General features: G+C 57.1%; 18 protein-coding genes and 1 pseudogene. 10 read left to right on the top strand and 9 right to left on the bottom strand.

Annotation, left to right across the window (positions count from 1 at the left end):
- Nucleotides 1–165: 165 nt before the first annotated feature.
- Nucleotides 166–1,398 carry a molybdopterin molybdotransferase MoeA gene (moeA, locus tag KTH07_RS04640; protein WP_017384894.1) on the top strand — a complete coding sequence of 411 codons (1,233 nt, stop codon included), beginning with the start codon at nt 166–168 and terminating at the stop codon, nt 1,396–1,398.
- Nucleotide 1,399: 1 nt separating this feature from the next.
- Nucleotides 1,400–2,152: a molybdopterin-synthase adenylyltransferase MoeB gene (gene moeB / locus KTH07_RS04635; RefSeq protein WP_017384895.1), complete on the top strand. Its 753-nt coding sequence runs from the start codon at nt 1,400–1,402 to the stop codon at nt 2,150–2,152.
- Nucleotides 2,153–2,238: 86 nt separating this feature from the next.
- Here moeB and fsa read toward each other — a convergent pair whose 3' ends face one another.
- Entirely contained in the window at nt 2,239–2,901 is a 663-nt protein-coding gene (gene fsa / locus KTH07_RS04630; protein ID WP_017384896.1) for a fructose-6-phosphate aldolase, read from the bottom strand.
- A 127-nt stretch (nt 2,902–3,028) separates the two neighbouring features.
- On the opposite strand from fsa, the gene KTH07_RS04625 reads away from it, so the two are divergent.
- The 4 genes from KTH07_RS04625 to KTH07_RS04610 all read left to right on the top strand — a co-directional run bounded on the left by KTH07_RS04625 (nt 3,029) and on the right by KTH07_RS04610 (nt 8,753).
- Nucleotides 3,029–3,928, top strand: a complete 900-nt coding sequence (locus tag KTH07_RS04625; protein ID WP_023296177.1) for a glycyl-radical enzyme activating protein — start codon at nt 3,029–3,031, stop codon at nt 3,926–3,928.
- Between the two features lie 4 nt (nt 3,929–3,932).
- Nucleotides 3,933–6,365, top strand: a complete 2,433-nt coding sequence (locus tag KTH07_RS04620; protein WP_063161952.1) for a formate C-acetyltransferase/glycerol dehydratase family glycyl radical enzyme — start codon at nt 3,933–3,935, stop codon at nt 6,363–6,365.
- Between the two features lie 165 nt (nt 6,366–6,530).
- Nucleotides 6,531–7,346: a Cof-type HAD-IIB family hydrolase gene (locus KTH07_RS04615; RefSeq protein WP_032620018.1), complete on the top strand. Its 816-nt coding sequence runs from the start codon at nt 6,531–6,533 to the stop codon at nt 7,344–7,346.
- A 150-nt stretch (nt 7,347–7,496) separates the two neighbouring features.
- Entirely contained in the window at nt 7,497–8,753 is a 1,257-nt protein-coding gene (locus tag KTH07_RS04610) for a DUF1479 domain-containing protein (RefSeq protein WP_032620020.1), read from the top strand.
- Here the strand turns inward: KTH07_RS04610 and KTH07_RS04605 are convergent.
- Nucleotides 8,750–9,823 carry a LacI family DNA-binding transcriptional regulator gene (locus KTH07_RS04605; protein ID WP_023303349.1) on the bottom strand — a complete coding sequence of 358 codons (1,074 nt, stop codon included), beginning with the start codon at nt 9,821–9,823 and terminating at the stop codon, nt 8,750–8,752. The two genes, KTH07_RS04610 and KTH07_RS04605, sit on opposite strands and share 4 nt — an antisense overlap.
- 286 nt (nt 9,824–10,109) lie before the next feature.
- Here KTH07_RS04605 and KTH07_RS04600 point away from each other — a divergent pair, with 286 nt between their 5' ends.
- Together KTH07_RS04600 and KTH07_RS04595 are read left to right on the top strand one after the other, a co-directional pair.
- Complete coding sequence (locus KTH07_RS04600) at nt 10,110–11,411, top strand: MFS transporter (protein WP_015571039.1); 1,302 nt, start codon at nt 10,110–10,112, stop codon at nt 11,409–11,411.
- 17 nt (nt 11,412–11,428) lie between these two features.
- On the top strand, nt 11,429–13,792 hold the full coding sequence (locus KTH07_RS04595) for a TIM-barrel domain-containing protein (RefSeq protein ID WP_032620022.1): 2,364 nt from the start codon (nt 11,429–11,431) through the stop codon (nt 13,790–13,792).
- A 92-nt stretch (nt 13,793–13,884) separates the two neighbouring features.
- On the opposite strand, the gene KTH07_RS04590 is transcribed toward KTH07_RS04595, so the two are convergent.
- Complete coding sequence (locus tag KTH07_RS04590; RefSeq protein WP_003858434.1) at nt 13,885–15,480, bottom strand: ABC-F family ATPase; 1,596 nt, start codon at nt 15,478–15,480, stop codon at nt 13,885–13,887.
- 222 nt (nt 15,481–15,702) lie between these two features.
- Between KTH07_RS04590 and ldtB the strand changes: the two genes are divergently transcribed.
- The gene (gene ldtB, locus KTH07_RS04585; RefSeq protein WP_015571042.1) at nt 15,703–16,623 is read left to right on the top strand and encodes a L,D-transpeptidase; all 921 of its coding nucleotides are present in this window, start codon (nt 15,703–15,705) and stop codon (nt 16,621–16,623) included.
- Between the two features lie 41 nt (nt 16,624–16,664).
- Here the strand turns inward: ldtB and KTH07_RS04580 are convergent, their stop codons facing one another.
- The 6 genes and pseudogenes from KTH07_RS04580 to KTH07_RS04555 form a co-directional block, all read right to left on the bottom strand.
- The gene (locus KTH07_RS04580) at nt 16,665–17,381 is read right to left on the bottom strand and encodes a GntR family transcriptional regulator (protein WP_015571043.1); all 717 of its coding nucleotides are present in this window, start codon (nt 17,379–17,381) and stop codon (nt 16,665–16,667) included.
- Between the two features lie 14 nt (nt 17,382–17,395).
- Nucleotides 17,396–18,718: a PTS sugar transporter subunit IIC gene (locus KTH07_RS04575; RefSeq protein WP_023296170.1), complete on the bottom strand. Its 1,323-nt coding sequence runs from the start codon at nt 18,716–18,718 to the stop codon at nt 17,396–17,398.
- A gap of 51 nt (nt 18,719–18,769) precedes the next feature.
- A complete protein-coding gene (locus tag KTH07_RS04570; RefSeq protein WP_023303346.1) occupies nt 18,770–20,146 on the bottom strand; it encodes a glycoside hydrolase family 1 protein in 1,377 nt (458 codons plus the stop codon).
- Nucleotides 20,147–20,330: 184 nt separating this feature from the next.
- On the bottom strand, nt 20,331–21,701 hold the full coding sequence (locus tag KTH07_RS04565; RefSeq protein ID WP_032620024.1) for an efflux transporter outer membrane subunit: 1,371 nt from the start codon (nt 21,699–21,701) through the stop codon (nt 20,331–20,333).
- A gap of 3 nt (nt 21,702–21,704) precedes the next feature.
- Nucleotides 21,705–23,644, bottom strand: a pseudogene (locus tag KTH07_RS04560) (MacB family efflux pump subunit).
- The gene (locus KTH07_RS04555) at nt 23,641–24,828 is read right to left on the bottom strand and encodes an efflux RND transporter periplasmic adaptor subunit (protein WP_023303343.1); all 1,188 of its coding nucleotides are present in this window, start codon (nt 24,826–24,828) and stop codon (nt 23,641–23,643) included. The pseudogene KTH07_RS04560 and the gene KTH07_RS04555 overlap by 4 nt, the downstream one beginning before the upstream one ends.
- Nucleotides 24,829–25,498: 670 nt before the next feature.
- On the opposite strand from KTH07_RS04555, the gene iroB reads away from it, so the two are divergent.
- Complete coding sequence (gene iroB / locus KTH07_RS04550) at nt 25,499–26,614, top strand: salmochelin biosynthesis C-glycosyltransferase IroB (protein ID WP_017384908.1); 1,116 nt, start codon at nt 25,499–25,501, stop codon at nt 26,612–26,614.
- Nucleotides 26,615–26,734: the final 120 nt, after the last annotated feature.

Here is a 26,734-nt window from a genome sequence, read left to right as displayed (position 1 = left end):
GGCTGCTTTTTCTATAAATATCATTATCGTCGACGAATCTTCAGATGATTTTTGAATATAGAAAGACGCAACTGTGATGTAAAGCGTACACCCATCGGGTCATACAGTTAGCCGCACTTTTCTGCCATAATGAGCGCTTTCGTTGTTACTCCGCAGGAGCCCACCATGGATTTTACCGCCGGACTGATGCCGCTTGAGACGGCACTCTCGCAGATGCTTGATCGTATTACTCCACAGCACGACGTTGAGACACTGCCGCTTGTGCGCTGTTTTGGCCGTATTGCCGCGCGCGATATCGTCTCGCCGCTGAACGTGCCGGGGTTCGATAACGCGGCGATGGACGGCTATGCCGTACGTCTGGCGGATCTGCAAACGGGTCAGCCGCTGCCGGTGGCAGGTAAAGCGTTTGCCGGGCAGCCGTTCAACGGTGAGTGGCCAGCGGGCACCTGCGTGCGCATTATGACCGGGGCACCGGTGCCAAAGGGCTGTGAAGCCGTGGTGATGCAGGAAGAGACCGAACAAACGGACGACGGCGTGCGCTTTACCGCCAGCGTCAAAGCGGGACAAAATATCCGCCACATCGGGGAAGACATTACCCTGGGCGCAACGGTCTTTGCCGCCGGGCAAAAGCTGACGGTCGCCGAACTGCCGGTGCTGGCATCGCTTGGCATCGCGGAGATTGACGTGGTCCGCAAAGTGCGCGTGGCGGTGTTCTCCACGGGAGACGAGCTACAGCTTCCGGGTCAGCCACTGAACGAGGGGCAGATTTACGACACCAACCGTCTGGCGGTGCACCTGATGCTTGAGCAGCTGGGCTGTGAGGTGATTAACCTCGGTATCATTCCTGACGATCCGCAAAAACTGCGCGCGGCGTTTATCGACGCTGACGCCTCTGCCGACGTGGTGATCAGCTCCGGCGGCGTATCGGTTGGCGAAGCGGATTACACCAAAACCCTGCTTGAAGAGCTGGGCGAAATCGCCTTCTGGAAGCTGGCGATTAAACCGGGCAAACCGTTCGCGTTTGGCAAACTTCCGCACAGCTGGTTCTGTGGCCTGCCGGGTAACCCGGTCTCCGCCGCGCTTACCTTCTACCAGCTGGTGATCCCGCTGCTGGCGAAGCTTTCAGGCAACAATGCCAGCCCGCTGCCGGAGCGTGTGCGCGTGCGGGCGGCAACGCGCCTCAAAAAATCACCGGGCCGTCTCGATTTCCAGCGCGGCATTCTGGCGCGCAACGCCGACGGCGAGCTGGAGGTGAGCACTACCGGGCATCAGGGTTCGCACATCTTTAGCTCCTTCAGTCAGGGGAACTGCTTTATCGTGCTGGAGCGCGATCGCGGCCACGTTGCGGCGGGCGAATGGGTTGAAGTGGAACGCTTTAACCACCTGTTCGGAGGCTGACATGACGGTGGAACTGAGCGACCCGGAGATGATGCGCTATAACCGCCAGATCGTGCTACGCGGGTTTGATTTCGAGGGCCAGGAAGCGCTCAAGGCGGCCAGCGTGCTGGTTGTGGGCCTGGGCGGGCTGGGCTGCGCAGCGGCGCAATACCTGGCTGCGGCGGGTGTCGGCAGCATGACGCTGCTGGATTTCGACACCGTGTCGGTGTCCAACCTGCAACGCCAGACGCTGCACAGCGACGCGACGGTCGGTCAGCCTAAAGTGGAATCAGCACGCACGGCGCTGGCGCGCATTAACCCCAACGTTCAGTTCACCCTGATTGACGCGATGCTGGATGACGACGCGCTGTTTGCGCAGATTGCACGGCATGACCTGGTGCTGGACTGCACCGATAACGTCGCCATTCGCAACCAGCTCAATGCGGGCTGCTTTGCCCGTAAAACGCCGCTGATTTCCGGCGCGGCCATTCGCATGGAGGGGCAAATCACCGTCTTCACCTACGCTGAAGGAGAGCCCTGCTACCGCTGCCTGAGCCGTCTGTTTGGCGAGAATGCGCTGACCTGCGTCGAGGCGGGCGTGATGGCGCCACTGGTTGGCGTTATCGGTTCCTTGCAGGCGATGGAGGCGATCAAAGTGCTGGCGCACTACGGCACGCCCGCAGCGGGTAAAATCGTGATGTATGACGCGATGACCTGCCAGTTCCGCGAGATGAAGCTGATGCGTAACCCCGGGTGTGAGGTGTGTAGCCAGTAAAAAAGTCGGGTGGCGGCTTTGCCTTACCCGACCTACAACGGCCCGAGCGTAGGCCGGGTAAGCGTCAGCGCCACCCGGCAACAGCGTCAAATAGACGTCCGTCCAAACGCCCCCTGCCAGTCCTGCTCAAACTTCACAATTGCCGCATCCACGGCCGGAGAGGTAATAAACTGCTGCGCCACGTCCAGCGGCAGCGTGATGGATTCGCACCCTGCCAGCAGGCAGTCCAGCGCCTGGCGCGGGGTTTTAAAGCTCGCCGCCAGCACTTTTGACTGCGGGGCATGCAGGGTCAGCAACTGTTGCAGTTCGACCACCGTCTGGATCCCATCCCCGCCCTGCGCGTCCACGCGGTTCACATAAGGAGCCACATACTCAGCCCCCGCCAGTGCGGAGAGCATCCCCTGTGCTGCGCCGTACACCGCCGTACCCAGCGTCGGGATCCCTTCTGCTTTCAGCATTTTGATCGCCGCCAGCCCTTCAGCGGTCACGGGCACTTTCACCACCAGGTCATTGATTATCGCGCGCAGCTTACGTGCGTCTTCCACCATTCCCTCGGCGGTCTTCGCCATCACCTGAGCGAACAGGCGGCCCTTGCCGCCCAGCGCGTCGTGCAGCGCGGGCAGCAGCTCTTCCAGAGGCGTTTTACCCGCCGCCACAATGCTTGGGTTAGTGGTCACGCCCGCCAGCGGGAAGATACGCGCCAGCTTTTTGACTGCCGCAACGTCAGATGTGTCGAGATAAAGTTCCATGATGTCACCCTCAAAATTAGCCTGCACTTACCCTATCACAGCAAAACCTGCTCAGGAATTGACCCATATCAAGATAACTTTCATTCGAAAGTAATTTAATCTTCATATGTAATTCGAGGGCAAGAAAATGATCTTCAATATACAGCGTTACTCCACCCACGACGGTCCCGGTATTCGAACCGTGGTATTCCTGAAAGGCTGCTCGCTGGGCTGTCGCTGGTGTCAGAACCCGGAAAGCCGCTCCCGCACGCGGGACGTCCTGTTTGATGCCCGTCTGTGCCTGGACGGCTGTGACCTGTGTCAGCAGGCCGCGCCGGGGTGTGTTGAACGCGCGCTGAACGGGCTGGTCATTCATCGTGAGAAGCTTAACGACGAGACGCTCACTGCCCTCACCGACTGCTGCCCGACCCAGGCGCTTACCGTCTGCGGTGAAGAGAAGCAGGTGGAGGAGATTATGGCCGCCGTGCTGCGCGACAAGCCCTTCTACGACCGCAGCGGCGGCGGGATCACCCTCTCCGGCGGCGAGCCGTTCATGAACCCGGCGCTGGCACATGCCCTGTTTAAAGCCAGCCATGAACAAGGCATTCATACCGCCGTTGAAACCTGCCTTCACGTACCATGGCATTATATCGAGCCGTCACTGCCGTATGTCGATCTATTCCTGGCGGACCTGAAACATGTGGACAGTGACGTATTTAAACAGTGGACCGATGGCTCAGCCAAACGGATCCTGGACAACCTGAAGCGCCTGGCCGCCGCCGGGAAAAAAATCACCATTCGCGTGCCGCTGATCCAGGGCTTTAACGCCGATGAAGCGTCGGTTACCGCCATTACCAATTTCGCCGCCGACGAACTCGGCGTTCACGATATTCATTTTCTGCCGTATCACACGCTGGGCATGAACAAATACACCCTGCTCGGCCAACCCTACTCTGCCCCTGACAAACCGCTGGATAACCCTGCCCTGCTGGACTTCGCGCAGCAGTATGCCTGCCAGAAAGGGTTAACCGCGACCTTACGAGGATAAACTTATGACCACCCTGAATCTCAACACCCTCAGCGAGCGCATCAAGGCGCACAAAACGGCGCTGGTGCATATCGTTAAGCCGCCGGTCTGTACCGAGCGCGCGCAGCATTACACCGAAATGTATCAGCAGCACATGGACAAGCCGATCCCGGTACGTCGCGCCCTGGCGCTGGCGCATCACCTGGCCGAGCGTACCATCTGGATCAAGCATGACGAGCTGATTATCGGTAACCAGGCCAGCGAAGTGCGCGCCGCGCCGATCTTCCCGGAATATACCGTCTCCTGGATTGAGAAAGAGATTGACGATCTGGCGGACCGCCCGGGCGCAGGCTTTGCTGTGAGCGAAGAGAACAAGCGCGTGCTGCATGAGATCTGCCCGTGGTGGCGCGGCCAGACGGTGCAGGACCGCTGCTACGGCATGTTCACCGACGAGCAGAAAGGCCTGCTGGAAACCGGCATCATCAAAGCGGAAGGCAACATGACCTCCGGTGACGCACACCTGGCGGTGAATTTCCCGCTGGTGCTGGAGAAAGGGCTTGACGGCCTGCGCGCGAAAGTGGCCGAGCGCCGGTCGCGCATCAACCTGACGGTGCTGGACGATCTGCACGGCGACCAGTTCCTGAAAGCCATTGATATCGTGCTGGAAGCCGTAAGCCTGCACATCAAACGCTTTGCCGACCTGGCGCGTGAAATGGCCGCAACAGAAACCCGCGACAGCCGCCGCGACGAGCTGCTGGCCATGGCGGAAAACTGCGACATCATCGCCCACCAACCGCCAAAAACCTTCTGGCAGGCGCTACAGCTGTGCTACTTCATTCAGCTGATCCTGCAAATTGAGTCCAACGGTCACTCCGTCTCCTTTGCCCGTATGGACCAGTACCTTTACCCGTACTACCGCCGCGACGTGGAGCTGGACCAGAGTCTGGATCGCGAGCACGCCATTGAGCTGCTGCACAGCTGCTGGCTGAAGCTGCTGGAAGTGAACAAAATCCGCTCCGGCTCGCACTCCAAAGCCTCTGCGGGCAGCCCGCTGTATCAGAACGTCACCATCGGCGGCCAGAAGCTGGTCAACGGTGAACCGATGGACGCGGTCAACCCGCTCTCTTACGCCATTCTCGAATCCTGCGGCCGTCTGCGCTCCACCCAGCCGAACCTGAGCGTGCGCTACCACGCGGGCATGAGCAACGACTTCCTCGACGCCTGCGTGCAGGTGATCCGCTGCGGCTTCGGGATGCCGGCGTTTAACAACGATGAAATCGTGATCCCGGAATTTATCAAGCTCGGCGTGGAACGAGAGGACGCGTATGACTATGCGGCGATTGGCTGCATCGAAACCGCCGTCGGCGGCAAGTGGGGCTATCGCTGCACCGGCATGAGCTTTATCAACTTCGCCCGCGTGATGCTGGCGGCGCTGGAAGGCGGTCGCGACGCCACCAGCGGCCAGGTGTTCCTGCCGCAGGAAAAAGCGCTTTCTGCCGGTAATTTCGGGAATTTCGATGAGGTCATGGCGGCGTGGGATAACCAGATCCGCTACTACACCCGCAAATCCATTGAGATCGAGTACGTGGTGGACACCATGCTGGAAGAGAACGTCCACGATATTCTCTGCTCGGCGCTGGTGGACGACTGTATCGAACCCGCGAAAAGCATTAAGCAGGGCGGCGCGAAGTATGACTGGGTTTCCGGCCTACAGGTGGGGATCGCCAACCTTGGCAACAGCCTGGCAGCGGTGAAGAAGCTGGTGTTTGACCAGGGCGTTATCGGTCAGCAACAGCTGGCGGCGGCGCTGGCGGATGACTTCGAGGGGCTGACCCACGAGCAGCTGCGCCAGCGCCTGATCAACGGCGCGCCGAAGTACGGCAACGACGACGACAGCGTGGACCTGCTGCTGACCCGTGCTTATCAGACCTACATTGAAGAGCTGAAGCAGTATCACAACCCACGCTACGGCCGCGGCCCGATTGGGGGTAACTACTACGCGGGCACGTCGTCTATCTCCGCAAACGTGCCGTTTGGCGCAGCAACCATGGCGACGCCGGACGGCCGTAAAGCCCACACCCCGCTGGCGGAAGGGGCAAGCCCGGCCTCCGGTACCGACCACCTCGGCCCGACGGCGGTGATTGGCTCCGTGGGTAAACTGCCGACGGAAGCGATTCTCGGCGGCGTGCTGCTAAACCAGAAGCTGAACCCGTCGACGCTGGAAAACGACAGCGATCGCCAGAAGCTGATGGTGCTGCTGCGCACCTTCTTCGAGGTGCATAAAGGCTGGCACATTCAGTACAACATCGTCTCCCGCGAAACGCTGCTGGAAGCGAAGAAACACCCGGATCAGTATCGTGACCTGGTGGTGCGCGTCGCGGGTTACTCGGCGTTCTTCACCGCCCTGTCGCCGGATGCGCAGGACGATATTATCGCCCGTACTGAGCATACGCTGTAAAAAAACGCCCGGTGGCGCTTCGCTTACCGGGCCTACATTGTCCCCCCGTAGGCCGGGTAAGGCGAAGCCGCCACCCGGCTTTCTGACTTTCATTCGAAATTAAATTTGTGCTCCCCGTCACCTTGTTATTAGAATGTTTCAAACGCAGTGACCCAGGAGCACAGTATGACCGTAAAAGTTATCGTCACCGATATGGACGGAACTTTCCTTGATGATGCCAAGCAGTACGATCGTGACCGCTTCCAGGCACAGTTTGAGCAGCTTAAAGCCCGCGACATTGAATTTGTTGTCGCCAGCGGCAACCAGTATTACCAGCTCATCTCCTTCTTCCCGGAGCTGAAAGATCAGATCTCCTTCGTCGCGGAAAACGGCGCGCTGGTCTTCGATCACGGCGAACAGATTTTCCACGGCGAACTGACGCGTCATGAGTCGCAGATCGTCATTGGCGAGTTGCTGAAAGACAAAGGGCTGAACTTTGTGGCCTGCGGGCTGGAGAGCGCGTACGTCAGCGATAAAGCACCAGAAGCGTTCGTGAAGCTGATGTCGAAACACTACCATCGCTTAAAACCCATCAGCGATTACCGCGAAATTGACGACGTGCTGTTTAAATTCTCCCTGAACCTGCCGGACAGCGATATCCCGAATCTGGTTGATAAACTGCATGTCTCCCTGGACGGCATCATGAAGCCGGTCACCAGCGGCTTCGGTTTTGTCGATTTGATTATCCCCGGCCTGCACAAGGCCAACGGCATCAGCCGCCTGCTTAAACGCTGGAAAGTCTCACCTCAGGCGTGCGTCGGCATTGGCGACAGCGGCAACGATGCGGAAATGCTGAAGCTGGTAAAATACTCCTTTGCGATGGGCAACGCGGCGGACAGCATTAAAGAGGTCAGCCGTTACACTACCGACGATAACAACCATCAGGGCGCGCTGAATGTGATTCAGTCCGTGCTCGACGCGCACTCCCCGTTCGACGCCTGATCCCCCTACCTGCCGGAGCCTCGCTCCGGCCTCTCACTCTTTTCCCATCCTGTGGCACCCGTCAAGGTTTTAAACTTGCATTAACTTTTTTTTAACTTAAAGTATCACTTGTAGACACTTTTACTTTCGAATGAAAGATGCGAGGCAGTTATGACCTTTACCAGCGAAACGTTGCCAGCGGACCATAAAGCGGCAATCCGTCAGATGAAACGTGAATTACGCGCGCAGATCGGCGACGTGCAGGCGGTGTTCGACCGGCTCAGCGATAAAATCGCCACCCGCGTGGCGGAAATCAACGCTCTCAAAAACAAAGGCGAAACCGTCTGGCCAGTGATCCCTTTTGCCGACGTGAAAAACGGCACGATCACCGCCGAACAGCGCGAAGCCGTTAAACGTCGCGGCTGCGGGGTGATCAAAGGCCACTTCCCGCGCGAGCAGGCGCTGGCGTGGGATCAGTCGATGCTCGACTACCTCGATCTGAACAAATTTGACGAGGTGTACAAAGGACCCGGCGATAACTTCTTCGGCACCTTAACGGCCTCTCGTCCGGAGATTTATCCGATCTACTGGTCTCAGGCGCAAATGCAGGCGCGCCAGAGTGAAGAGATGGCGCAGGTACAGTCATTCCTGAACCGTTTATGGACATTTGAGAGCAACGGTAAACAGTGGTTCGACCCGGACGTGAGCGTGATTTACCCTGACCGCATCCGCCGCCGCCCGCCGGGAACCACCTCGAAAGGACTTGGCGCACACACCGATTCTGGCGCGCTGGAGCGCTGGCTGCTGCCCGCTTATCAGCAGGTGTTCGCCCGCGTGTTTGACGGCAACGTCGAGAAATACGATCCGTGGAATGCCGCGCATCGTACCGAAGTGGAAGAGTACACCGTCGATAACACCACCAAATGCTCGGTGTTCCGCACCTTCCAGGGCTGGACGGCGCTGTCGGATATGATCCCCGGCCAGGGGCTGCTGCACGTGGTGCCGATCCCGGAGGCAATGGCTTACATTCTGCTGCGTCCGCTGCTGGACGACGTGCCGGAAGACGAGCTGTGCGGCGTGGCGCCGGGGCGCGTGCTGCCGATTTCTGAGAAGTGGCACCCGCTGCTGATCGAAGCGTTAACCAGCATTCCGGCGCTGGAAGCCGGTGATTCCGTGTGGTGGCACTGCGATGTGATCCACTCCGTCGCGCCGGTGGAAAATCAGCAGGGCTGGGGCAACGTGATGTACATTCCTGCCGCGCCGATGTGCGAGAAGAATCTCGCCTATGCGAAAAAGGTCAAGGAAGCGCTGGAAACCGGCGCGTCACCGGGCGATTTCCCGCGCGAGGATTATGAGAAAAGCTGGCAGGGCCGCTTTACCGTGAACGATCTCAACATCCACGGCAGGCGCGCGCTGGGCATGGCTTAACCGTCATACAGCCCTTCCCGCTCAACGGCGGTGCGTCGTTTCCCCTGACGTATCCGCCGTACCGACTCCCGCACGGTCAGCGTGCCGTTTAGCAGCAATGTTCCCACCGGCGCATCCGGGCGCATCAGCCGCTGCTGGAGCATATGCACCGCTTCCGTTCCCAGCTCATCACGCGGAACATGTACCGCGGTTAAGGGCACATCCTGAATCGCCGCGAGATTAAAGCCGTCGATGCTCATCACCGAGACATCATGCGGCACGCGCAGACCGTGGTTTTGCAGCGCGCTGATGGTCCCCGCCGCCATAAAATCGCCACCAACCAGGAACGCCGTCGGCAGGTCCTTCCCTTTCTGCTGGTGAAGCCACTCGCTTACCAGCTGCTCCGTCTCTCTGGCGCTGAAGCTGGACACCATCAGCAGGTCGCGCCTGTCGCTGAACCTGAGGTTATGACCGTGCCACGCGTCGCGGATCCCGGACAGGCGCAGCTCCATGGTGTAGCGACGCAGGCACAGCACGTTCATCACCTCCCGGTGCCCCATCTCGAACAGGTACTCCGCCGCCCGCTTGCCAATCGCGCGATGATCCGGCGCGACGGCGGGCAGGCGCATGTGGCGGTCCCGGCAGTTAATCAGCATACAGGGTTTGCCCACGTCTACCGCCAGATCGTGAATATGCGGATCGTCGATACCGAGGAGGATCGCCGCCTGGGTGTCCACTTCGTTCATGCGGGCCAGAAACAGCTGGGCATCGCTGTCGTTCTCCTCCAGCGCACAGTAACGCAGGCGAACTTCGTGCGAGGCCAGCCCTTTGCTCACGCTCTGGATGACGCGGTAGTAAAAGATGTCGGACCGCTCGTCAAACGCCCGCTGCGGGGCAAACACCACCAGGCTGTTAAGCAGCAGACGCCCCGCCGCCATGCCGTCCATTACCCCCAGCTCCCGCGCGCACGCCAGCACCTTTGCCCGTGCTTTTTCGCTGGTGTTTGCCTTCCCCGCCAGCACGCGAGAAACGGTGCTGATGGAGAGCTGCGTCCGGGCGGCGATTTCGGTGATTTTAAGCCTTTTGTCCATTTTGTGATCTGGCTCCGGATGTGAAATGAAAAAATTTTCACAACTTGTTTATCAGGTAATAACTTGCAAGAAGGCCATAATGCCGAAAATTAAACCTCGGTTATGAGAAAGTTTGCACAAAATACACTATTCCCTGCCCAATTTCTTTCTTAAGGTGAACCTGTCACACAACTTCCATACTAGTTGTATAGCAGCTTAGCGCTCTAAAACAGATAACTTTCAAACGCCTGACGCTGTGTGACACCTGAACCTTTGTCCCCTTACCGTCCGTCTTGTGGAGAAGAAAATGAGTCAGGACATCAATAACACCGTAGCGACAAGCAAAACACGTCGCGTCATCAGGAACCTGCGCTGGTACGTACTGGTGCTGTTTCTTCTCGGCGTGACCGTTAACTACATCACCCGTAACTCGTTAGGTATTCTCGCCCCTGAACTGAAAGAGAGCCTCGGGATCACCACCGAGCAGTACTCCTGGATCGTCGGCGCGTTCCAGATCGCCTACACCATTTTCCAGCCCCTGTGCGGCTGGCTGATTGACGTTATCGGCCTGAAAATCGGCTTTATGGTCTGCGCCGGGATCTGGGCGCTGATGTGTATCTTCCACGCGGGTGCCGGAAGCTGGCTGCACCTGGCGATTCTGCGCTTCTTTATGGGTGCGTCCGAAGCCGCCGCCACGCCAGCGAACGCCAAAACCATCGGTGAATGGTTCCCGAAATCAGAGCGCCCTGTTGCCGCAGGCTGGGCGGGGGTAGGCTTCTCCATTGGGGCCATGCTGGCCCCGCCTATCATCTACTTTGCTCACGCGTCGTTCGGCTGGCAGGGTGCGTTTATGTTTACCGGCGTGCTGGCGCTGCTGTGGGTGATCCTGTGGTGGGCGTTTTATCACAACCCGGAACAGCACCCAAACCTGAGCCGCGATGAGCTGGCGTTTATCAAGCAGGATAACGAACCTGCGCCGGTCAAACTGCCCTTCCTGACCGCGCTGAAAACCGTCTCGAAGAACAAACGGTTCTACGGTATCGCCATCCCGGCCTTTATGGCGGAACCGGCCTGGGCCGTGCTGAGCTTCTGGGTGCCGCTGTACCTCGCCAAAGAGCACGGTATGGATTTGAAACAGATCGCGATGTTCGCCTGGCTGCCGTTCCTGGCCGCCGACCTCGGCAGCGTGGCGAGCGGCTACCTGACCCGGCTCTACACCCGCTGGTTTGGCTGCACCCGCGTTAACTCGGTGGTAGCCAGCTCCGTCACCGGCGCGTTTCTGATGATTTCTCTGGCCGTCGTGGCCGTGACCCGCGACCCGTATATCACCATCGTGCTGATCTCTATCGGCGGCTTCGGGCACCAGATCATCTCCTGCATGCTGAGCGCCCTGGTCGTGGAGTCGTTCGACAAAGGCCAGATGGCGACCGTCAACGGCATGCGCGGCTCGGCGGCGTGGATCGCCAGCTTCCTGTTCTCACTGTTAATCGGTGTGACCGCCGACAAAATCGGCTTTAACCCGCTTTTTATTGCCATGGGCTTCTTTGACCTGATTGGCGCTGTCTTCCTGGTAGCATTTATTGCTGAACGTCGCGCCAAGCGCGCCTGATAGTGGATGTATTGCATATGAAAACCCTGAAAAACTGGACCGTAGATAAGCAGTCAGCAAACCATCTGGAACTGCTGATCGATAATCAGCACCGCCTGTGTCTGTATGTGCTGGAAGAGAATCTGTTCCGTGTGCTGATCAAACGTAAAGGCGAGCTGGCGCTGAACCGCACCTGGAGCATCGCGCCGGAACAAGATGTGCCGTGGGAAGGCCGCCGTCGTGACGATGTCAGCGGCTTCACCTGCCCTGCCTGGACGCTGACGCAGCAGGACGACACGTTAACCGTAGCGACTGAACAGCTGCGCGTCACCGTCCACCAGCCGCTGTGGCTGGAGTGGCACTACCGCAATGAGGCGGGCGAGTGGCAGCCGCTGGTCAATGACCGCCCGACCAGCGCCTACCTGCTGAACGCCCACGGTGACGGCGTGGCGCACTATCTTAGCCGTCGTAAGGATGAACGTTTTTACGGTCTGGGTGAGAAAGCGGGTGATTTACAGCGCAACGGCAAACGCTATGAGATGCGTAACCTGGACGCGATGGGCTATAACGCGGCCAGCACCGATCCGCTTTACAAGCACATCCCGTTCACCCTCACCCGTCGCGATGACGTGAGCTACGGTCTGTTCTACGATAACCTGAGCAGCTGCTGGCTGGATCTGGGTAACGAGATCGACAACTATCACACCGCCTACCGCCGCTGGCAGGCGGAAGCGGGCGATATTGACTACTACCTCTTCACCGGCAAGCGCGTGCTGGACGTGACGAAAGCCTTCGTGCGCCTGACGGGGAAAACGCTGTTCGGACCGAAGTGGAGCCTGGGCTACAGCGGCTCGACCATGCACTACACCGACGCGCCGGACGCGCAAAACCAGCTGATGAACTTCATCCGCCTGTGCGATGAGCATGCCATTCCGTGCGACTCGTTCCAGCTCTCCTCCGGCTATACCTCGATTAACGGCAAGCGCTACGTCTTTAACTGGAACTACGACAAAGTGCCGCAGCCGAAGGTGATGAGCCAGGCGTTCCACGACGCGGGGCTGCGGCTTGCGGCCAACATCAAGCCGTGTCTGTTGCAGGATCATCCCCGCTACAGCGAAGTGGCGGAACGCGGCCTGTTCATTCGTGATTCAGAAACCGATGCGCCTGAACGTTCCAGCTTCTGGGATGACGAAGGATCGCATCTCGACTTCACCAACCCGCAGACGGTGCAGTGGTGGCAGAACGGCGTGACCACGCAGCTGCTGGAGATGGGCATCGACTCCACCTGGAACGACAACAACGAGTATGAAGTGTGGGACGGGGAAGCGCGCTGCTATGGCTTCGGTCAGGAGATCGCCATCAAGCACATTCGCCCGGTGATGCCGCTGCTGATGATGCGCGCCTCGCTGGAAGCGCAGCAGCGCTTTGCGCCGGAGAAACGTCCGTATCTGATCTCCCGCTCCGGCTGTGCCGGGATGCAGCGCTACGTTCAGACCTGGAGCGGCGACAACCGCACCAACTGGGACACCCTGCGTTATAACATCCGCATGGGGCTGGGCATGAGCCTGTCCGGATTGTTCAACGTCGGTCACGACGTCGGCGGTTTCTCCGGCGACAAGCCGGATGCCGAGCTGTTCGTGCGCTGGGTACAGAACGGCGTGATGCACCCGCGCTTTACCATTCATTCGTGGAACGATGATCACACGGTGAACGAGCCGTGGATGTACCCGGGTGTCACGCCTGCGATTCGCAGCGCCATTGAACTGCGCTACCGCCTGCTGCCGTACCTCTACACCCTGCTCTGGCAGGCGCACGCCGACGACGAGCCGATGCTGCGCCCGACCTTCCTCGATCATGAGCACGATGCGCAGACCTTTGAAGAGTGCGACGACTTCCTGCTGGGCCGTGACCTGCTGGTGGCCAGCGTCGTCGAAGCCGGGCAGCGCGAGCGCCGCGTCTGGCTGCCGGATAACGAAACGGGCTGGTACGATTTTTACACCCACGCGTGGTATGCGGGCGGCCAGGCGATCGTCCTTGATGCGCCGCTGGAAAAGCTGCCGCTGCTGGTACGCGCCGGGGCCGGTTTGCCGCTCAGCGAACGCATCCGTCACGTGAGCGCCGATAAAGACGATACCCGTGAGCTGAAACTGTTCCCGGTGAAAGGCGTCGGCACCACCGCCGGGCTGCTGTTTGAGGATGACGGCGAAAGCTGGGGCTACCAGAACGGCAACGCGCTGTGGGTGGAATGGGAGATGGAGTGCGACGGCGCAAGTATCAACCTGAAGGTGAATGCGCGCGGCGACTATCGTCCGGCATGGAAGGCGCTGAAGGTGTCATTACCGGCGGGGGAAAAACGTACGTTGCGGGTGAACGGAGTTGAAGGGGGCGAGTGGGTGGTGTAGTGCGGCCTGTTGCCCTCACCCTAACCCTCTCCCACAGGGAGAGGGGATAGAACGTAGGCCGGGTAAGGCGAAGCCGCCACCCGGCTATTTTTTTAACTCTCGATACCTTTACTGCGCAGGTAATCTTCGTAGTTACCGGTGAAGTCCACCACGCGCTCTGGCGTAATTTCGATCACGCGGGTCGCCAGCGAGCTGACGAACTCCCGGTCGTGAGAGACGAAGATCAGGGTGCCCTGATACATCTCCAGCGCCATGTTCAGCGACTCAATAGATTCCATATCCAGGTGGTTAGTCGGTTCGTCCATCACCAGAATATTCGGTTTTTCCATCATCAGCTTGCCGAACAGCATACGGCCCTTTTCACCACCGGAGAGCACTTTGGCGGGCTTTTTGATGTCGTCCTGGCTGAACAGCAGACGCCCCAGAATGCTGCGTACCGCCTGCTCGTCGTCGCCTTCCTGCTTCCACTGGCTCATCCAGTCGAAGACGGTCAGATCGTTTTCAAACTCATATTCATGGTCCTGCGCGTAGTAACCAATCTGCGCGTTTTCAGACCATTTCACGGTACCGTTATCCGGTTGCAGTTCACCCACCAGGGTTTTCAGCATAGTGGATTTACCCACGCCGTTGGCGCCGAGGATGGCAATCTTCTCGCCCACTTCCAGCAGCAGGTTGAAGTTTTTGAACAGCGGGCCTTCATCGAAGCCTTTGGTGAGGGCTTCCACTTCCAGCGCGTTACGGAACAGCTTCTTGTCCTGCTCGAAGCGGATGAACGGGTTCTGACGGCTGGAGGCTTTAACCTCTTCCAGCTTGATTTTGTCGATCTGACGGGCACGCGACGTTGCCTGGCGCGATTTAGAGGCGTTGGCGCTGAAGCGGCTGACGAAGGATTGCAGGTCAGCAATCTGCGCTTTCTTCTTGGCGTTGTCGGCCAGCAGACGCTCGCGCGCCTGGGTTGCCGCCGTCATGTACTCATCGTAGTTGCCCGGATAAACGCGCAGCTCGCCGTAGTCCAGATCCGCCATGTGGGTACACACCATGTTCAGGAAGTGACGGTCGTGCGAGATGATGATCATGGTGCTGTCGCGATCGTTCAGCGTCTGCTCCAGCCAGCGGATGGTGTCGATGTCCAGGTTGTTCGTCGGTTCGTCGAGCAGCAGGATGTCCGGGTTAGAGAACAGCGCCTGTGCCAGCAGCACACGCAGCTTCCAGCCTGGCGCGACTTCGCTCATCGGGCCGTAATGCTGTTCAACCGGAATACCGACGCCCAGCAGCAGTTCGCCCGCACGCGCTTCCGCAGAGTAGCCGTCCATTTCGCCGTATTGCGTTTCCAGGTCGGCCACTTTGTAACCGTCTTCTTCGCTCATCTCAGCGAGACCGTAGATACGATCGCGCTCCTGCTTCACTTCCCACAGCTCCGCGTGCCCCATGATCACGGTGTCGAGCACGGTGAACTCTTCGAAGGCGAACTGATCCTGACGCAGCTTACCGATGCGCTCGTTAGGGTCGAGCGACACGTTACCGAGCGTTGGCTCCAGGTCACCGCCGAGGATCTTCATAAAGGTGGATTTTCCGCTACCGTTGGCACCAATCAGGCCGTAACGGTTGCCGCCGCCAAATTTGACGGAAATGTTTTCGAACAGCGGCTTACTGCCAAACTGCATAGTGACGTTGCTGGTAACTAACACGGAGAGATTCCTGCGAAAAGTGTGATAAACGCGGCATTATGCCACAATTCCGAATTGAGATCCCCTGTTGCGGTAATCCACTAAACTTTAACAAAATCGAAAAAAATGTGATTTCGTACACATCTGAATTCCCAGTTAACGGGAATGCACATATAATGCGCTCCCATTACCGATTCAGACTTATCAACTCATCGCCAGAATGGCTTAGATACCTCGCATAACATGAACATGAAATTAACAACGCTTTTTGCGGCGGCGTTAGCCGTAGTAGGTTTTTGTAAGACCGCGTCTGCGGTGACGTATCCCCTGCCGACAGACGGAAGCCGTCTGGTGGGTGAAAACCAGGTGGTGACGGTGCCGGAAGGGAACTCTCAGCCGCTGGAATACTTCGCGGCGCAGTATCAGCTCGGTCTGTCGAACATGCTGGAGGCGAACCCGGGCGTTGACCCGTATCTGCCGAAAGCGGGTACCGTACTCAACATTCCACAGCAGCTGATCCTGCCGGATACCGTGCACGAAGGTATCGTGATTAACAGCGCCGAAATGCGTCTGTATTACTACCCGAAAGGCACCAACACCGTGATCGTGCTGCCTATCGGTATCGGTCAGCTGGGTAAAGACACTCCGCTGAACTGGACCACCAAAGTGGAGCGTAAGAAAGCGGGCCCAACCTGGACGCCGACCGCCAAAATGCACGCTGAGTACATTGCTGCCGGCGAACCGCTGCCAGCCGTTGTGCCTGCCGGCCCGGATAACCCGATGGGTCTGTACGCGCTGTACATTGGACGTCTGTATGCCATCCACGGTACTAACGCCAACTTCGGTATCGGCCTGCGCGTAAGCCACGGCTGCGTGCGTCTGCGTAATGAAGACATCAAATTCCTGTTCGATAACGTGCCGGTCGGTACGCGCGTGCAGTTCATTAACGAACCGGTGAAAGCGACGTCAGAGCCGGACGGCAGCCGTTACATTGAAGTGCATAACCCGCTGTCCACCAGCGAAGATCAGATCAACAACAACGAAATCGTACCGATTAAGCTGACCAGCGCGGTGCAGTCTGTCACCTCTCAGGCGGATGTTGACACGACCATTGTTGACCAGGCGATTCAGAACCGTTCCGGTATGCCGGTGCGTCTGAACTAATCGTGAGAATAAAAAAAGCGGGCCGCGGGGCCCGCTTTTTTTTATCCGTTATTCACGATAACGATGCCGCCATGGTCATAGCGATAGTGACAATGGGCGTACTCCAGCGGCGTACCATCTTCAAGATAGATCACCTGCTCTACCTCCAGCACCGGGTCGGTTGGCTCGCAGACAAGGTGTTGCATATCCAGCGCACTGGGCTTCAGCGCCCGCACCACCCGATACGATCCCATGATCTTCAGCCCCAGCGTCTCCTGTACATACCGGAATACCGAACTTTCAAGATGGGTTTTGTTCAGACCGGGCACCAGATTGAGCGGCATTACCGTAGCGTCCAGAGACATCGGCTCACCGTTCAGTAAACGCAGACGGATAAAGTCATAGATCGGCGTATCCGGATTTATCATCAGCGATGCCTGCTCTTTCTCGTTCGGGAAGCGCAGTTCGAAGTGCACCACCTGACTCGTCACCGTGCCTAAATGTTCCCAGGTTTTGGTCGCCCCGAAGTAGTCGCTGCCGGAGAGATCCCACTGGGAAAGCTGGAGGAAATTTTTGCGGATGAACGTGCCCTGCCCCTGTCGGGTATAGACCAGCCCTTCTACGATCAGCTGACGCATCGCCTGCTGAATGGTCATCCGGCTGGTGCTGAACTCCGCCGCCAGCGCAAACTGGTCCGGCAGAGGTTCATTGGCGGCGTACTGCTGGGTGATAATGCGTTTCTTAATTTCCCGCGCTATGGTGATGTACTTCGCCGCCATCGTCCTTCCTTAAATTAGTGTTCTGTCCCGCTGTTTTTCAACGCCACTCGCTCGGCAACTTTGAGGAAAGGCAGGTAGAAGAATACACCAAATACGATGATTGCCAACTGCACCACCACCGCCCGCCAGTCCCCCGCCGTTGCCAGCCAGGCGCTGAGGATCGGCGGGGTCGTCCACGGGATCATCACCACGCAGCGCGACATGAGCCCCAGCGTGGTACAGAGCCACGCAAAGTAAATCCCGATAGCGGGCAGCAGCACAAACGGGATCATTAGCGGCAGGTTAAAGACTATCGGCAGGCCGAAAATCACCGGCTCGTTGATGTTAAACAGACCCGGCGCCAGCGACAGACGCGCCACCTGCTTCGCTGATTTCTGTCTTGAGAAGATGAAGATAGCAATCAGCAATGAGATTGTGCTGCCCGTCCCGCCCACCATGCCAAAGGTCGGCACAAAGATGTTGTTGATGATGTGCGGGATCGGCTGGCCGTTGGCAAAGGCCAGCATATTCTCATTGGTATTGATCAGCAGGAATGGCTCCAGCACCACGCTGTTGACCACCGACTGATGAATACCGAGCGTGAACAGGAAGTTACCGAAGCTGTAAATGAAGATCGTCCCGGGCAGGCTGGTGTTGATCAGCCGCAGCGGCTGCTGAATAAATGTCGTAATGAGATGGATCAGATCCGTGTGCAGCACGTTCGCCAGTATAGCCGCCAGCACCGCAAACAGGGAGAGCGTGAGGATCGTCGGGATCAGCGCGGTAAAGGATTTGCTCACCGCTGGCGGTACGTTCTCCCCCAGCGAAATGTGCAGCGCCTTCAGCCGTGAAATGGCGATAAACAGCTCGGTTGAGAGCAGCCCAATCAGCACCCCGGCGAAAATCCCGGTGGAGCCGATATTGGCGAACGTCAGCACCTGGGTAACGTTTACCGTGGCGTCGCTGCCGACGGGGGTAATCTGTAAGCGCATCGGCATCATGATGATGAAACTGCTGACGGCGATAACCACTGCCGAGACCGGATTGTCGAAATCTTTGTTGCGCGCCAGCGACCAGGCGATCATCGGCGCCAGCAGCAGCGCGGCGATGTTCAGCGTGCCGTTGATGATCGCCTCGCCCCACACCTTAAACTGCGTGAGCGTGTCGCCCTCTAAGATCCAGGGGAACACCACGTTATTCACCAGCACAGCCAGACCGGCGAGGATGAAAATCGGCATTACCGTGGCGAAGGCATCGCGCAGGGAGCGAAGATGCACCTGGTTTGCCAGGCGCGCCGAGAACTCAACAAATTTATCGACAAAAGACTGCATGTGCGGTGTTATTTTTGTTTCAGACATAGCGGATAGTTCCCATCAATCAGTCACAAAAACGGCCCGGCAGCGTACGGCTTACATCTCGCGTCCGTTGGTATGGATAACCTGTTTTAACCACGCATAGCTCTTCTTCGGCACGCGCTTCAGGTCTTTCAGGTCGTGATTTTCACGGTTGACGTAGACCACGCCGTAGCGCTTGCGCATGTCACCCTGGGAGCTGAGAATGTCAATCAACCCCCAGCCGAGATAGCCCAATACCTCTGCCCCGTCCTCGAACATCGCCTCTTTCATGGCCTCGATATGCGCCCGGTGGTAGTCGATGCGGTAGGTATCCTCTATGGGGTTTACGCCATCCCAGGACTCAATCACCCCAATGCCGTTCTCAATCGGGAATACTGGCATCCGCCAGTCGTTGGCATAGCGGGTGATGATGGTGCGAAAGCCCAGCGGATCGATCTGCCAGTTCCACTCGGTGGCCTTCAGGTACGGATTGTTTTTCTCGCCGTGCAGCAGGTAATAGCTCACCGGCGTGCCTTCCGGGATGGCATCGCTGTCCAGCGTTTTGCTGGCGTAGTAGCTGAAGGCCATAAAGTCGTTCTTCGTTCGCGCAAACAGCGCGAGATCGTCTGCGCGGTAGATATCGCCGAAGCCTTCCTGCTCCACCACCGCCATCACCGCCGGGCTGTAGCCCTGGCCCGCGAAGACGCGCAGCAGGTTCTGGTTGAGGAATTCGTCGTACTGCTGGGCGCAGAAGATGTCACGCGGTTTGCAGGTGGCCGGATAAATCAGCTGGTGCGCCAGCATGCCGCCCATCAGCTTGCCCGGCTTAGTCTGGTGCAGGTACTCGGTCAGCGCCATGTGCGCCACCATGGTGTGATGCTGCACTTCGTACAGCTCGCGCAGGGTTTCCTCCCCCTTCATATAGCCGGAGATGCGAAAGGCTATCGGCATGTGGAAAATATTCTGCTCGTTAAAGGTCAGCCAGTACTTCACCCGGTCACCAAAGCAGTCGATCATCTTTTTGCCGTAGCGGATAAACGCCTCCACGACGCGACGATCGTTAAATCCGTTGTACTCCTGCGCCAGCGCCAGCGGCATATCGAAGTGGTAGAGGCAGACCATCGGCTCGATACCGCGGGCGATCAGATCGTCGATAAAACGGTCGTAAAAGGCGATACCCTCGTCGTTAAAATCGCCGTCACCCTGCGGGCAGACGCGGCTCCAGGAGATCTGGAAGCGGTAGCAGTTCATGCCCAGATCCTGCATCAGGTCGAAATCTTCCCGGTAGCGGTGGTAGGAGTCGGTGGCCACTTTCCAGTCAGAGATATTTTCACCGGCTTCGCGAATGTCGTACACCGACATCCCCTTTCCGCCCTCATTCCAGGCCCCTTCCGTCTGCATGCTCGACACCGAGTTGCCCCATAAGAAGTTGGCTGGCAGTGATTGATTCATGGTTGCCTCCTATATGACTAGTCATTTAAATGATATGACTAGTCATATAGCCGGAGATGAAATTTCGATCAAAGGGGAGGAACGATTTTTGTGAGATGGGTTTGAATAATGACGAGGGATGTCTTGCGAACTGCGCCCTGGCAGCAAGTCATATTGCTGCCAGACGTAAATGAGTCTGCGCAATTCAGGGGAAAGATACCGAACCGCCGAACTCCATATAGATTTTTGCCAGATTATTTAACTGGTTAAAGCGATTTTCATACAGTGCCAGTTCGGCCTGACGGCGTTTCTCCTGAGCATCAAGCCAGAAAGAAATTCGCACCGCGCCCTGGCGATAGCGAACTTCGTTTAGCCTCTCTGATTTTTTCGCCAGTTCCAGGCCTTCACGTAGAAGCGTCTCCTGTTCCAGGAGTTGATGACGCAAAGCAAGCGCATCTTCTATGCTACTCATCGCCTTGTAAAGTTCCTGTTTAAACTCCAGAACCCGTTGCTCGTAGTCGTTTCGGGCAATCTTCACGTCCATGCCCCTTTCTCTCCATTCCAGGAACGGCAGGGTCAGGTTTGCTCCAACAGAGCCTACAGGATTTTCCAGGAAGGCCATAAGGCTGCTGCTGCTGGTGCCAAGCGAGCCGGTCAGACTAAACGCTGGATAAAATGCAGTACGCTGGACATCAACGGTGGCCAATGCTTCCCGTACCCGCCACTCTTTAGCGCTGATATCGGGTCGATGCCGCAGCACGTTGACCGGGATCTTTCCACTGACCTGCGGCAGTGGTCCCATTGGTAACGCTTTCGGTTCGACTATCGCGCTGCCCGGCGCGGTTCCAAGCAAAACGGCTTGCTGATTGAGCGCCTGTAAACGTTCATTCTTCAACGCCGCCAGCCTGTTTTCCTGCGAAAGCACGCCCTGCTGAGCATCCACAACATCCAGAGAGGAGGCACCGCCCGCGGCATAGCGCGCGTTAGCCAGGCGCAGCGTCTCTTTTGCATAGTCGATGCTTTGTTGCAGGACAGACAACTGCTGGTTAATAAAGCCTAAGCGCCAGTAATTATTACTGGCATTTGAAAGCAGCGTCAGGCGTGCAGAACGCAGATCCTCTTCCGAGGCAAAACGTGCCCACGCCTTCGCATCGCGCTGCCGCGCTATTTTGCCCCACAGATCCAGCTCATAGCTGGTATTAATACTGGCAACGCTGCCCCTGCTCCAGTGGGCTGAGCTGTTCAGCTGTTTTTTACCGTCAAGCGCGAGCGAACCTTTTAGTCCCGGATCGTTTGTGATGCCAATCCGCTCTTCTTCCAGGCGGGCGCGATAAACACGCAATACCGCTCCAGCGACATCGTTATTGCGCACCATCACCTGCCGCAGCCAGCCGTCGAGGTCTGGATCGTTAAAGGCCTGCCAGTCGAACGGCATCCTCTCCTCCGCAGCATCCGCCTGATACCAGTTGGCAGGGTATTTCACCTCAGGAGGCTGATAGTCGCTTTTCAGAGAGTCGGCGCAGCCAGCACTAAGCAGGACAGCAAGGCATACCGTTAAAGGGGATAATATTTTCATGGGTTACTCGCTGGCCAGTGAAACGACCGGATCCATCCTTGCTGCCTTGCGGGCAGGGAGATAACCAAAGATCATGCCGATTAAAGTTGAGCAGAAGAATGCGGCAGCAGCGGCCTGCCACGAATAAATGGCGGTGAAAATGCCCCCTGCCAGCGCGGTGAACAGCGCTCCGGCGGCATACGACAGTGCAATACCTAACACTCCTCCTATTAGACATACCAGCACAGCCTCAATCATAAACTGCTGCATGATATCGCCCTGACGCGCACCGACCGCCATTCGTACGCCAATCTCATGGGTCCGTTCCGTGACCGACACCAGCATGATATTCATCACCCCAATGCTGCCGATCATCAGCGAGATGCAGGCCACCATCAGAATCAGGATGCTAAAGGTCATTGAGGTCCGTTCGATTGATTGTCGAATCTGCTCGAAATTATAAAGCTGGAAGTCTTTCACGCCGTGGCGTTGAGTGAGAAGCTGAGAAATAGCGCTGACCGCTGCCTCGTTGGCAACATCATCCTTAAGCCTTACGCTGATGCTGGTCAACACCGGTTTTCCTGTCATTCGATACATCACCGTGCTGTAAGGCATCCAGACGTTAATGCGATTAGGCGCATAGCTTCGGCTGTTCCCTTTGGCGATGCCGACAACCCGTGCAGGCACGGAACCCAGAAAAACGATTTGCCCAAGTGCCTTGAGTCCCGCATCGTCAAATAACGCCTTGCGGGCGTTTTCATCAATGATGACTTCCTGCGAGGCATTTCGATCGTCCTGGAAAGTTGATCCCTGCAACAGTTCAATACCGTTTACGCGAAAATGATCGCGCCCAACGCCATTGATCGTGGCGGTAGCGGATTTACCCAGAAAGCGAATGTTGTCGGAAGCGTTAACTTCGGGGCTGACGCTGTCAACAAACCCCTGCTTTGCTAATGCTTCGGCGTCTGCCGGGACCAGTGTACGAATGGCTTCAGTGCTGTCGTCAAAGAAATCCCTTCCCGGGTAGATGCTCACCACGTTGGTTCCAAGCTCCTTGATATTATCAAGGGTTCGCTGTTTCGCGCCTTCTCCCAGTGCCACCACCGTAACAACCGCGGCGATACCAAAAATAATGCCCGTCATGGTTAACGTCGTGCGCAGGCGATGCGCATTCATCGCTTTTAACGCCATGTGCAGGGATTCACGGGTACGGTCAACAATACTTTGCACCAGCTTTGCTGAACGCTGTCAGGTCGTTTAAGGGCAACCCCGGAGGTAACACGACTGCCGGTATCAGAAATAATTTCACCGTCACGCAGCTCAATAATACGGTTAGCATGCTGCGCTACCTTCATATCATGTGTCACCATAACCACGGTATGGCCACGCTGATTCAGTTCACTGAGTATTGACAGTACCTCCTGACCGGACTGCGTATCCAGCGCGCCGGTGGGTTCATCCGCCAGAATGATTTCACCGCCGTTAATCAGCGAGCGGGCAATACTCACACGCTGCTGCTGGCCGCCTGAAAGCTCTCCCGGTTTATGATGTTCACGACCTTCCAGCCCGAGTCTTCCAAGCAATGTCGCCGCGCGCAGACGGCGCTTTTCGCGCTCACTATTGGCATAAATCGCCGGAATTTCAACGTTACTTAACGCGCTCAGGTCGGGCATTAAATGATAACGCTGGAAGATAAAACCGATGTGCTCACGGCGGATCCTTGCCAGATCGTCAGGTGAAAGCTGGGCGGCATTTTGACCGCTGATAAAGTAATCGCCACAATCAGGGACATCGAGACAGCCCATAATATTCATCAGGGTTGACTTACCGGAACCGGAGGCGCCGATGATCGCGACCATCTCCCCAGCAGCGATAGTCAAATCAATCCCTTTAAGCACGGTGAGCTCCTGTCCACCGTTCCTGTAGGTGCGGCTGATGCCCTTGAGTTCTATGATATTACTCAAGATACAAACCCTTCCCCGGGCGCTTTTTCACCCGGCTGCGATAACACAACATGTTCCCCGACTTTTACACCGTCCAGGATCTGGATATCCACACTGTTAGTAATGCCGGTTTTGACCTCACGGGTTTCCAGCCGGTTATCACTGGTCAATATCTGCACCTGCTGTTTGTTGCCACTCACCTTGTGCACAGCCTGAATCGGCACCAGTAACGTATTTTTAGCTTCTCCAGCCAGCAAGGTCACCTGTGCTGTCATGGCAATTCGCAGTCGATTTTCTGGATTGGGGACATCCAGCAGCGCGTTGTAGTACACCGAAGCATTTGACGTGCCTGACCCTGAGGCTGAGCTACTGCTGGCAAGGCTATCATCTTTCATAACCGACTCAGGTGCCAGTTCAACGGTACGTAACGTGGCGTCATAATGCTTATCCGGCTCAGAGAAAATGGTGAATCTGGCTTTCTGTCCCGGTGAAATTCGCGTGATATCCGCCTCAGAGATCTGGGCTTTAATTGTCATCACGTCCAGACGTGCGAGTTTGATAATGGTCGGCGCACTTTGGCTGGAGTTAACCGTTTGGCCCTGTTGGGTGACAACGGCAATAACAATGCCGTCCATGGGAGCAACAACTTTTGTATAACCCAAATCGACCTTTTTCTTGTCGACATCAATTTGCGCCTGGACGAGTTTGGCGTTCAGTGCCGATAGCTCAGCGCGGGTACTGGCCAGCGTGGTTTCAGCCGTTTCGAAATCTTCTCTCGAGCTGGCATCCTCATTTAACATCTGGCGCTGGCGCTTAAAACGCAATGAGGCTTGCTTCAACTGCGCCTGCTTAGCCTGAAGGTCCGCTTTTACCACGTTGAGAGCAGCTTCTGCGTTGCGTAAATCATTCCGCTGCGGCACGTCATCAATTTCAGCGATGAGCTGTCCTTTAGTGACACGATCGCCTAACTTCACCTTCAGCGACTTAACCTGGCCAGAAACCTGTGCCCCAACGTTGACCCGCTCAATCGCATCAATTCGACCGGTAGCAAGTACGGCGTTTTCAATATCGCCGATGCGTACTGGAGCGGTAACATACTCAGGAACCTCGGGGCTTCTCAGGAAGAAGAACAAGGCGATGCTAAAAATAATTAGCAGAGCCGCAGCACAGGTCATTACGCGTCGGGGAGGGAATTTTGTTAACATTACGCAGGTTTTCCATAACGATAAACAGCAGTGAATCAGGCATCATAGTAACATCGCCAGTATTTACGGGAGGTAAACCCGCGCTATTTGGTGAAGTAGCGTCATCGTAGACCCCCGCCATCAATTACACAGAATCACCAGGTCCGCCTGTAAACCGCCGCAAGCGTGGGATTTTGTGCCTAAATCCACAGAGTCCCCTTTTGCTGAGCCCCACCTGCGATTTTTCCCATAATCGATTCATTGTGCATTAAGTGCTTAATTATAGTTGCAACTCACATATGATAATAGTAATTATTATCATTAGCATTTGCACTGATGGTTTATCTGGCAAGGTATACAGAGGTATCAGGAAACAAGCCTCTCCAGGTTTGTTGAACGGTCTCACACTCAACAAATGCATCTGAACACCGCGGCGTGGCATCACGACGCCGCCTGGGCTGTTCAAAAGGACAACGGCGCGTAAGCGTTAATGGAAGCCGGGACAAGGAATTCCCGATTCACCAGCCTACGTCACGGAATAGTCAGCGACAGGACCGTTCGTAAGGCTGATGAAACTCAAAAAGGACGCAGCGTCTGTCAAAGCAGGCTTAACGAAAATTAACGTCCTGCTGCTGGCATATGACTGCGTCGACTTCCTGATTTAGTTCGTCAAGCGGAGAGGGATTTTCTCATGCGTATTTTGTTTGTAGGCCCGCCTCTCTATGGGCTGCTGTATCCTGTGCTGTCTCTGGCACAGGCGTTTCGCGTTAACGGCCATGAAGTGCTGATCGCCAGCGGAGGAAAATTCGCCCAAAAAGCGGCAGAAGCAGGGCTGGTGGTATTTGACGCCGCACCCGGTTTTGATTCTGAAGCTGACTATCGCCGCCGCGAGGCACAGCGAAAAGAAAGCAACATCGGCACAAAAATGGGCAACTTCTCATTCTTCAGCGAAGAGATGGCCGACCACCTGGTGGAGTTTGCCGGACACTGGCGGCCCGATCTCATCATCTACCCGCCGCTCGGCGTCATCGGGCCTCTGATTGCCGCCAAATACGATATACCGGTCGTAATGCAAACCGTCGGCTTCGGCCATACGCCCTGGCATATCAAAGGCGTAACGCGTTCGCTCGCGGACGCCTATCATCGCCACGGCGTTGGGGCCGCACCGCGCGATATGGCCTGGATCGACGTAACACCACCGAGCATGAGCATTCTTGAAAACGACGGAGAACCCATTATTCCCATGCAGTACGTCCCGTACAACGGCGGCGCGGTGTGGGAACCGTGGTGGGAGAGGACGCCCGACCGTAAACGTCTGCTGGTGAGTCTCGGTACCGTCAAACCGATGGTCGACGGCCTTGACCTGATCGCCTGGGTGATGGATTCCGCCAGTGAAGTCGATGCCGAGATCATCCTGCATCTTTCGGCCAATGCGCGGTCGGATCTGCGCTCACTGCCCTCAAATGTTCGCCTGGTCGACTGGATACCCATGGGAGCCTTCCTGAACGGCGCAGATGGCTTCATTCATCATGGTGGCGCGGGCAATACCCTGACGGCGCTGCACGCCGGTATTCCACAGATCGTCTTCGGCCAGGGTGCCGATCGCCCGGTAAATGCCCGCGCTGTTGTCGAACGCGGCTGCGGGATCATCCCCGGCGACGACGGCCTGTCGAGCAGCATGATCAATGCTTTCCTCGACAATCGCGCGCTTCGCGACGCCTCTGAAGAGGTAGCGGCGGAAATGGCAGCGCAACCCTGTCCGAGCGAGGTGGCGAAAAGCCTGATCGCGAGGGTACAGAAAGGGTAGCCACTACGCCGTCATGACGATCATACGCCAGCACGCATCCAGGAGATACGCCCGTAACAATGCGGGACCGGATCGGGCTGGCGCTTTTTTTTGCACAGCGATCCGACATGGATCCTATTG

The sequence above is a fragment of the Enterobacter cloacae complex sp. ECL72 genome, assembly GCF_019056635.1.
Classification (GTDB): domain Bacteria; phylum Pseudomonadota; class Gammaproteobacteria; order Enterobacterales; family Enterobacteriaceae; genus Enterobacter; species Enterobacter hormaechei_C.
The sequence above is the reverse complement of the archived record's forward strand: the minus strand, read 5'-3'. Positions and strand labels throughout refer to the sequence as shown.

Bases quoted from the DNA above. Each gene is read 5' to 3' on its own strand.
- moeB (WP_017384895.1), top strand. From the start codon at position 1,400: ATGACGGTGGAACTGAGCGACCCGGAGATGATGCGCTATAACCGCCAG.
- KTH07_RS04595 (WP_032620022.1), top strand. From the start codon at position 11,429: ATGAAAACCCTGAAAAACTGGACCGTAGATAAGCAGTCAGCAAACCAT.
- iroB (WP_017384908.1), top strand. From the start codon at position 25,499: ATGCGTATTTTGTTTGTAGGCCCGCCTCTCTATGGGCTGCTGTATCCT.
- ldtB (WP_015571042.1), top strand. From the start codon at position 15,703: ATGAACATGAAATTAACAACGCTTTTTGCGGCGGCGTTAGCCGTAGTA.
- KTH07_RS04625 (WP_023296177.1), top strand. From the start codon at position 3,029: ATGATCTTCAATATACAGCGTTACTCCACCCACGACGGTCCCGGTATT.
- KTH07_RS04615 (WP_032620018.1), top strand. From the start codon at position 6,531: ATGACCGTAAAAGTTATCGTCACCGATATGGACGGAACTTTCCTTGAT.
- KTH07_RS04555 (WP_023303343.1), bottom strand. From the start codon at position 24,828: ATGTTAACAAAATTCCCTCCCCGACGCGTAATGACCTGTGCTGCGGCT.
- KTH07_RS04610 (WP_032620020.1), top strand. From the start codon at position 7,497: ATGACCTTTACCAGCGAAACGTTGCCAGCGGACCATAAAGCGGCAATC.
- KTH07_RS04605 (WP_023303349.1), bottom strand. From the start codon at position 9,823: ATGGACAAAAGGCTTAAAATCACCGAAATCGCCGCCCGGACGCAGCTC.
- fsa (WP_017384896.1), bottom strand. From the start codon at position 2,901: ATGGAACTTTATCTCGACACATCTGACGTTGCGGCAGTCAAAAAGCTG.
- KTH07_RS04600 (WP_015571039.1), top strand. From the start codon at position 10,110: ATGAGTCAGGACATCAATAACACCGTAGCGACAAGCAAAACACGTCGC.
- KTH07_RS04575 (WP_023296170.1), bottom strand. From the start codon at position 18,718: ATGTCTGAAACAAAAATAACACCGCACATGCAGTCTTTTGTCGATAAA.
- KTH07_RS04580 (WP_015571043.1), bottom strand. From the start codon at position 17,381: ATGGCGGCGAAGTACATCACCATAGCGCGGGAAATTAAGAAACGCATT.
- KTH07_RS04570 (WP_023303346.1), bottom strand. From the start codon at position 20,146: ATGAATCAATCACTGCCAGCCAACTTCTTATGGGGCAACTCGGTGTCG.
- KTH07_RS04620 (WP_063161952.1), top strand. From the start codon at position 3,933: ATGACCACCCTGAATCTCAACACCCTCAGCGAGCGCATCAAGGCGCAC.
- KTH07_RS04565 (WP_032620024.1), bottom strand. From the start codon at position 21,701: ATGAAAATATTATCCCCTTTAACGGTATGCCTTGCTGTCCTGCTTAGT.
- moeA (WP_017384894.1), top strand. From the start codon at position 166: ATGGATTTTACCGCCGGACTGATGCCGCTTGAGACGGCACTCTCGCAG.